4 protein-coding genes are annotated in these 7,476 nt (G+C 72.2%); 2 read left to right on the forward strand and 2 right to left on the reverse strand.

Annotated elements, in window-relative coordinates:
- Window positions 1-615: 615 nt before the first annotated feature.
- Window positions 616-3,939: a S8 family peptidase gene (locus ACTIDRAF_RS0209700; RefSeq protein ID WP_085944831.1), complete on the forward strand. Its 3,324-nt coding sequence runs from the start codon at window positions 616-618 to the stop codon at window positions 3,937-3,939.
- A 696-nt stretch (window positions 3,940-4,635) separates the two neighbouring features.
- On the opposite strand, the gene ACTIDRAF_RS0209705 is transcribed toward ACTIDRAF_RS0209700, so the two are convergent.
- Both ACTIDRAF_RS0209705 and ACTIDRAF_RS0209710 read right to left on the reverse strand, forming a co-directional pair.
- A complete protein-coding gene (locus ACTIDRAF_RS0209705; RefSeq protein WP_016698543.1) occupies window positions 4,636-5,886 on the reverse strand; it encodes a cytochrome P450 in 1,251 nt (416 codons plus the stop codon).
- A 217-nt stretch (window positions 5,887-6,103) separates the two neighbouring features.
- Complete coding sequence (locus ACTIDRAF_RS0209710; protein WP_039786584.1) at window positions 6,104-6,721, reverse strand: LOG family protein; 618 nt, start codon at window positions 6,719-6,721, stop codon at window positions 6,104-6,106.
- A 348-nt stretch (window positions 6,722-7,069) separates the two neighbouring features.
- On the opposite strand from ACTIDRAF_RS0209710, the gene ACTIDRAF_RS0209720 reads away from it, so the two are divergent.
- Window positions 7,070-7,330: a lasso peptide biosynthesis PqqD family chaperone gene (locus ACTIDRAF_RS0209720; RefSeq protein ID WP_016698546.1), complete on the forward strand. Its 261-nt coding sequence runs from the start codon at window positions 7,070-7,072 to the stop codon at window positions 7,328-7,330.
- Window positions 7,331-7,476: the final 146 nt, after the last annotated feature.

Below are 7,476 nucleotides of genomic sequence, written 5' to 3' on the forward strand. Positions count from 1 at the left end.
GGGGCCGGCCGGTCCGCGTCTCCCGCCCGGCCGGCCGGTCGGCATCCGCGTGGCGCTGCGGTCGGGGAGGGACCGCGATGTCAGAGGTTCCGGCCCGCTGACCAGGCCCGCCCGGCGTCCGTTTCGGTAGTAGCGCGCTCGCACGAGGAGAGGACGTGGTGCGAATGCGGTGATACGAACGCGGTCGTGTTCCACGTCAGTTCCACAATCGCGCAGAATTCCTTTCCCTGATTCCGGGGGTTCCTTCGTCGTCGGTGGTGGTGCCTGCTGCACGGACCTCGCCCGCGATCCCTCCATCGGACCGCGACGCGACGGGGGACCGCCGCCGCGCCCTGGTGGAGGTGGTGGTGTGCCAGCGCACGAGGACCGGACCGCCTCATCCCGGGAGCGGGAGCAGTCGGTCGGTTCGTCTCGTACTTTCGGTCGACACCGTTCGGCGGAGCGATCTCGGCAATGTGGCCACTGTTTCCGCTCTCGTTTGTGCGGAATGGCACCGAGATCTTTTCGTGAACCGGCCAGTATGTGAACGTGCTCACCGTCAGCAAATCCCGAGTGAGGCTCCGTCGCGACGCCACGCGGCGGCTCACGAGGGCGACGCCAAGGAAGCGGGAGTTCATGCGACCACGACGACTGACAGCGGCGGGGGGTGCGGTGTTGATGGGCCTGAGCCTGGCCCTGGCCGTGCCCTCCGCCACCGCCGCCGAACAATCGAACAGGGATGCTCCGCTCACGTCGAGCGCCTCCGGACGGGCGGAGGTGTTGACGCTGGTGACCGGTGACCGGTTGCACGTCCACCGCCAGGCCGGGGAGGCACTCGGCGTGCGGGTGGAACCGGCGGAGGGGCGCGAGCACGTGACCTTCGTCCGCTACGCCGAGGGGGATCGCCTGGTGGTGATCCCGTCCGACGCGTTGGGCCTGGTGCGCTCGGGCCTGTTGGACGAGCGGCTGTTCGACGTGCACGGGCTGTTGGAGCAGGGCTTCGCCGACAGCGGTCCGCTGCCGTTGATCGTCTCCTACGCCGAGGGCAGCGATCCGGGGGCGCGGGCGTCGGTGCTCTCCGAGGAGGCGAGCACCGGTCGGGTGTTGGAGAGCCTGAACGCGGTGGCGGTGCACCCGGACGAGGACTCCGCCGATGGTGTGTGGTCCGAGATCACCCAGGACGACGCGGAGGCGCGTGTCTTCTCCGGTGGGGTGGAGCGGGTGTGGCTCAACGGCCGTGCCCGGCCCTTGGACGAGGAGAGCAACGCCCAGGTGGGGGCGCCGGAGGTGTGGGAGTCGGGGTACACCGGTGAGGGTGTGACCATCGCGGTGCTCGACAGTGGCTACGACCCGGAGCACCCCGACTTCGCGGATGCGGTCACCGAGGCGGTGGATTTCGTCGACCCCGAGGGTTCGGCGTTGGACGAGGACGGTCACGGCACGCATGTGGCGGGCACGGTGGCGGGCCGGGGGACCGCCTCGGACGGGGCACATCGGGGGGTGGCGCCGGATGCCGACCTGCTGGTGGGCAAGGTGTGCGGCCCCTTCGATTGCCCGGAGGACGCGATCATCGCGGGCATGGAGTGGGCCGCAGCGAGTGACGCGGTCGCGGTCAACTTGAGCCTGGGCGGGTGGCACTCCGACGGGACCGACCCGATGTCGCTGGCGGTGAACGCCCTCACCGAGGACACCGGCACGCTGTTCGTCATCGCAGCCGGGAACTTCGGCGCGGACGAGAGCGTCAGCAGTCCAGCTGCGGCGGACGCGGCGCTGGCCGTGGGCAGCGTCACGAAGTCCGACGAGCTCAGCGACTTCTCCAGCCGGGGACCCCGGGTGGGCGACCGCGCGGTGAAGCCGGAGATCGCGGCCCCGGGAACGGCGATCGTCTCCGCGCGGGCGGCGGGCACCTCGATGGGGTCCCCGGTGGATGAGCACCACACCTCGGCCGATGGCACGTCGATGGCCTCGCCGCACGTGGCGGGCGCGGTGGCCCTGCTGGCGCAGGCGAACCCCGACTGGACGGCCCCTGACTTCCGGGCCGCGTTGATGGCCTCCGCCCAGCCGTTGGAGGGCATCGGGGTCGCCGGTCAGGGTGCCGGTCGGCTGGACGTGGCACGGGCCGTCAACCAGACCGTGGTCAGCGAGCCGGCGGCGGTGTCGTTGGGCAACTTCCTGTGGCCCCAAGCCGATCTGGAGCCGGTGGTGGAGACCGTCACCTACCGCAATTCCGGTGACGAGGACGTGACCCTGGACCTGGCCTTCGACGTGGTCGGCTCGGAGGGCGAGGCGGCCCCGGACGGGCTGGTCGAGCTGTCGGCGAGCGAGGTGACGGTCCCGGCGGGCGGTACCGCCGAGGTGGAGATCGTCGTCGACCCCACCGTCAACGAGGTGACCGGGTACCTGGGCGGTCAGCTGGTCGCCACGGACGGCGAGGTGTCGGTGTCCACGCCGGCGGGGGTGTTCGTCGAGGAGGAGAGCTACGACCTCGACCTCACGATCCTGGACCGCGAGGGGGAGACCCCGGAGTGGGCGCTGCTGGTCGCCGAGAACACCGAGACGGGTGAGGACACCCAGATCCTGCCCGATGAGAACGGCGACTACGTCGGCCGGCTCACGAAGGGCACCTACAACCTGCTCGGAATCATCACCACCACCTACCCGGGTGGTGAGGGCGACGAGGAGATCTCCGAGGACCACACCTACGTGATCGGGTCGGGGATCGACGTCACCTCGGGTGATGCCGAGGCCACGCTCGATGCGGCGCCCGGCGTTCGGGTGCGGGCAGACACCGAGCGGCCGGCTGAGCTCACCGCCTGGGACAGCTCCGTGGTCGGCGAGCACCGGCTGTTCGGGGTGGGAGTCGCCGGGATGGCCGGGGGCGGCTCCACTCCCCTGTACGCGGTACCGGGCGAGGGCTCCTTCGCCCTGACGTACCTGCCCATCCTGGAGTCCACCTCGGGTGACGAGGACTATGCCTACCACCTCGCCTTCGAGTTGGTGGACGAGATCCCGGAGGAGATCCTGTTCGCCCCGTCGGACGAGGAGTTGGCCGAGGTCACCGCGACCTACCACGGCCAGGGCGTCGAAGCCACCGGCAACCGGGCGGTCATCGCGCGCTTCGACTACGCCCACATGTACATCCGCGTGCCCAGGACGGTGGAGGTGCCCTCGACGGAGACCCTGTACTACAGCGTCGAGGACAACCTCTCCTACATGGAGAGCTTCGACCACAGCGACCCCGACGCGGGGATCTACGAGTACTGGGACCGGACCAGCGCCTACGAGACGGGTTCCTCCGAGAGCTCCTGGAACCTGGCTCCGCTCACCGTGCGGGGACTCGCCCAGCGATTCGGCGACGAGGCCGTGATCAGGTCGAGCCTCTTCACGACCTCCGACGCCGACTTCTACGACGTCTTCGGCGACGTGGGCGAGGGTGTGAACGGTCAGCTGACCCTTTCCCACGACGGTGAGGTCATCGCCTCCAGCGAGGACGTCGGCTACCTGCTCGCGCCGCTGCCCAGCGGCCCGGCCGAGTTCACCGTGGAGGCGAACGCGACGCGGGACGTGCCCTGGTCGTCCCTCGGTTCCTCGGTGGAGGCCCGGTGGACCTTCCACTCGGGCACCGCCGGTGAGACCGAGATCGAGGAGCTGCCGATGCTCGGTGTGCGGTTCTCCGGGGCCGCCGGCGAGGCCGACCTGCTGGGTCGGCTGCCCGGTGGCGGCGAGCACGTCCTGAGCGTGGACGTGGAGCGGGCCGTGGGTGAGGTCACCGAGTTGTCGGTGGAGGTGTCCACCGATGACGGGGAGACCTGGGAGTCCGTGGAGGTCGTGGACGGCACGGTGACCGTCGAGCACCCGGAGGAGGGTTTCGTGTCGCTGCGGGCCTCGGCCACCGACTCGGCGGGCAACAGCGCGGAGCAGACGGTGATCCGCTCCTACCAGGTCACCTCCGAGCAGTGAGCGCCGGTCGGGGTCCGGCCTGGTCCGGGCCCCGCCGGGACCGGGTGGGCGTGCCACGCCCCGCGTGACCCCGGGCTCGGCACCCCCCGGTACGGCCGGTTCCGCCCCAGGGCGGGACCGGCCGTACGCGCGTGTGCGCCAGGAGGTTCTCCCGCCGTGCTGGCGCCGCGCCGTCCCCAGTGCGACCGGGGCTGGGCGCGGCCCGTTCGGCCTGGTAGGCAGCCGTTCCGGTGCCGTCGCTCGACCACAGGGGATGGGACGGCCCCTGGCTCCCCGGGACCCGTTGCCCGGGTGAGGTCGAACGCCCGCGACCCCCGCGCCGCCGGCGAGCGCTCGCCGGGCGATGGCGCACGGGGGGCCCGACCCGGGAGGCCGACGGGCAGAAGGCTGGGGAGGGCGTTGAGGTTGAGGGCACGGCGCAGCGGGCGGAGCGGGGAACGGCACGGACGGGACAGGAGTGTTGCGGCGCGGTTCCTGTCCCGTCCCGGCGAGCCGACCGGCCAGTGCGGATGCCGGCTCAGACCCCGACAGGAGGTGAATCACTGTGGGCCCTCGCTAGGGAGGTGGCTTCACCGTACGTGGGGAGTAGTGGGAACTCTACGAGCGAAAGCAGCAACATCGGATGCTGCTTTCGGGCTAGGAGACGGGCGGATCGGCGGTGACCGCCGGTCAGGTTCAGCGCAGCGTTCTCCCAGCTCAACGGGCTGTGATCGCGGGAAGGGGTGCGGTGAGGACGGGAAGCTCCGCGACACCACTGATGAGGACCTGGCGCCAGCGCAGTTCCTCCACCGGAACCGCGAGCCGCAGGCGGGGGAACCTCGTCGTCAGGGTCCGCAGCGTCTCCCGGAGCTCCAGCCGCGCCAGCGCGGCGCCCAGGCAGTGGTGGATGCCGTGCCCGAAGGCCAGGTGCGAGCCGCCACCGCCCCGCCCGAAGTCGAGCGAGTCCGGCGAGTCGAACACCGACTCGTCCCGGTTCGCGGAACCGATCGCGGCGATGACCCCGTCGCCGGCACGGATGCGCACCCCCGCCAGGGTCACGTCCTCCGCCGCCACCCGGTACTGCCCCGTCTCGCCGAGCCGGTTGAACCGCAGCAGCTCCTCCACCGCGTCGGGGATCAGGTCGGGCTCGGCCACCAGCCGCTCCCACCGCGCGGGTTCGCGGAGCAGGGTGATCAGGAAGCTGCCGATCTGGTTCGCCGTGGTCTCGTGGCCCGCCACCAGCAGGGTGAGCACCAGGGAGACCAACTCGGCCTCGCTGAGCCGGTCCTGCTGGTCGCGGGCCAGGACGAGTTCGTCCAGGAGCGCGCCGGAGGGTTCCTGGCCCGAGAGCAGCGCGGAGCGCCGCTCGGCCACCAGCGTCGTCACGTAGGCGTCCAGCGCGTCGTAGGACCGTTCGACCTCGTCCTTCTCCGCCATGTCCATGCTGTAGACGACCTCGGACCACCGCGCGAAACGCGGCTGGTCCTCGGCGGGTACGCCCAGCAGGTGGCAGATCACCGTGATGGGCAGGGGCAGCGCGAACAGCCGTCGCAGGTCGGCGGGCCCCTCGACGGCGGCCACGTCGTCGGCGAGGCGGTGGGTGAGCGCGGCGATCCACGGCCGGAACTCGCGCATCCTGCGCTGGGTGAAGGAGCCGGCGACCAGGCGGCGCAGCCGGGTGTGCTCGGGCGGGTCGGCCGCCGTGATCGAGCCGGCCCTCGGGGCGGCGACGGCGGTGCGGGGTGCGCCCGGCCGCACGACGAGCGCCCGGGAGAACCGGGGGTCGGCGAGCACGACGCGGACGTCGTCGTAGCGGGTGACCAGCCAGACCTCGTCACCGGCGACGGTGCGGACCCGGCGCACGGGGGCGTCCCGCCGGAGTTCGGCCCAGGTGGGGGACGGGTCGACGGCGAAGGCGTCGGGGAAGGGCAGGCGCAGTTCGGGTTCGTCGCGAACGGTTCCCGTCACGACCCACCTCCTGGCGTCCGCCCGGCCCCGCGCCTCCTGTGCTCGGACACCGAGGGTAGTACCACCGGCACGCCGCGAACAGGGGGTCGTGCGATTCGGCTGGCGGGGCGGGCCGGGACGGGCCCCACGGCCCGCCGGACCCGATGGCCGGGGCTCCCGAGTCGGCGGCGCCGTGCCCGGTGGCCGACCGGGACCGCCGTGGGGGCACCGGCGCGCCTCAGTCAGCCGTGGTGCCGTTCCGCTCGTCGACGCCGAGGAGCTGCCGTGCCCTGGAGTTCGCCCACTTGTTCTCCGGGGGCTCGTACCGGACGAAGCGGTCGAGCAGCTCGGCCGGTTCGGACCCGACGAGCAGCATGTCCCGGAACACCGGGGCGAGGAACTCCTCCGAGACCATGTGGTCCACGAAGCGGCGGAGCGGCTGGTAGTAGCCGCCGACGTCGAGGAGGCCGAGGGGTTTGGCGTGCAACCCGATCTGCGCCCAGGTCCACACCTCGAACAGTTCCTCCAGCGTCCCGGCTCCACCGGGGAGCGCGATGAACCCGTCGGACAGCTCGGCCATCATCGCCTTGCGTTCGTGCATGTCGGAGACCACCCGGAGGTCGGTCAGGCCGGGGTGGGCGATCTCGCGGTCGACCAGCTGGGTGGGGATGACGCCGGTCACCGAACCGCCGGCCGCGATGGTCGCGTCGGCCACCGCCCCCATCGTGCCGACGGAGGCCCCGCCGTAGACGAGCCCGATGTCGCGGGCCGCGAGGAGCTCGCCGAGGGCCCTGGCCGCCTCGACGTACCGTTCGCCCCGACCCCGGGAGGATCCACAGAACACACAGATGCGCACGGGCCGACCCTATTCGGGGTGGTCCACGGGGGAGGAACGGCCCGGTGGACGCCGAGCGGCGGGCAGGGGACGACGGCGTCACGGGGCCGTTCCCGGGCCCGGGGCGGGGACGGTCCGAGCGCCGGGGTGACGACGGTGTGTGACGTCCCGCCCGCACCTCACCGGGACCGTTGGTTCCCGGAGTGAGATCGCCTCGGCCCTCTTGTTCCGGGCCGGGTCTCGCCAAACGCTGGTGCGGGATCGGAACGGGGTTGAGCCCGACCGTGGACACGGTGGACCGGCGCCGGTCCGCGCCCGGAGGGGCCGCCGCCCCGGTGCTCGACCGTTCCCTCGAGAACAGGAGGAGCGATGACCCCCCTGCGGCTGCGCGCGGACGTGGCGACGACCGAGACCGAGGACGGGATGGTCCTCCTCGACCGGCGCACCGGTCGCTACTGGGTCCTGAACAGGACGGGCGCCCTGGTCGTCCGTGGCCTCACCGCCGGGCTCAGCCACGACGAGATCGCTGAGGAACTGGCCGGTGAGCAGCACCGGGACGCGGGGCAGGCCCTGGCGGAGGTGCGGGCGCTGGCCGAGCAGCTCCGGAACGCCCAGTTGGCCCACACCTGAGCGAGGCCCGTCCAAGGCGGCCACCACGCGGTGTCCACCCGTCGTGCGGCTGCCGGCGGGGAGGCACGGACCCTGGTCGACGCCGGACGCGGTCTCCCCGACCCCCGCCGGTCCTCCGACGAGGACGGGGAGCCGGTCACCGGCTC

Source organism: Actinoalloteichus spitiensis RMV-1378 (genome assembly GCF_000239155.1).
GTDB classification, from domain to species: Bacteria; Actinomycetota; Actinomycetes; order Mycobacteriales; family Pseudonocardiaceae; genus Actinoalloteichus_B; species Actinoalloteichus_B spitiensis.